1 protein-coding gene is annotated in these 815 nt (G+C 70.7%); it reads right to left on the bottom strand.

The window, feature by feature from the left end; translation table 11 throughout:
* Positions 1-36 precede the first annotated feature (36 nt).
* A partial coding sequence (locus RM446_RS24640) for a hypothetical protein (RefSeq protein ID WP_311547834.1) occupies positions 37-815 on the bottom strand: 779 nt, incomplete at its 5' end.

Genomic DNA, 815 nt, shown 5'->3' with positions numbered 1-815 from the left:
CCTAGATCGTTGATGGGGGTTGTTGGGTGTCCCGGGTCAGTGGTCGTAGGCGATCAGAGACCGTTTGACCGGGGCGTCGATGAGCCAGTTGTGCCAGATCGCGGCGTTGAGGGCGCAGATGCGCTGGCACATGCGCGTCCACAGGCCCTCGGTGGTGCGGGCGTTGTGGCGTTCCAACCCGAGCTGGTTCTTCAGCGTCCAGATGATGGCCTCGACGCGCTGGCGCAGCCAGGACGGGAACACCGTCGAGGCGGGTGCGGGCTCGTCGGCCCGGGCAGGTCGGATCAGCACATGGCCCAGCTCGGCGGCGGCGGCCTCGGTGCGGGCTCCGGCGAAGCCCTTGTCGCACACGATCGGGCACCGGCCGGGCGCGCACTCGTGGGTGTGGAGCAGGTGCAGGGCCTGGGCGCGTTCGTCGAGTTCTTTGGGGTGGGCCAGGCTGAAGGCGGTGACCGTCCCCTCCGGGGTGGTGATGAGCAGGAGTTTGGCGCCCCAGTAGAAGGCGTGGTGGGAGACGTCGCGGCCGTAGCCGGCGATCTCGCCCAGGTCGGAGCGGTTCACGGTGGCGCGCGAGGCGCCGCAGGGTACCGGGGTGCCGTCCATCAGGCGCAGTTTCTCCTGCCAGGTCGGGATGGCCCGGGCGAGCCGTTGCGAGGCGCGCAGCAGCGCCGGCGCCGCATCGCGCAGGTGGCGGTTGTATTCGGATTGGCCGGGCAGGCGGGGGAAGAGGTGGCCGATCCGGCGCGGGGCCACGCGCAGCCAGTGGCGTTCGTCGTCGCAGCGCAGTAGGACTTGGGCGATGGCGACGCAGACCA

It is taken from the genome of Streptomonospora wellingtoniae (genome assembly GCF_031845375.1).
Classification (GTDB): domain Bacteria; phylum Actinomycetota; class Actinomycetes; order Streptosporangiales; family Streptosporangiaceae; genus Streptomonospora; species Streptomonospora wellingtoniae.
This window is presented reverse-complemented; position numbering and strand designations above follow the sequence as displayed.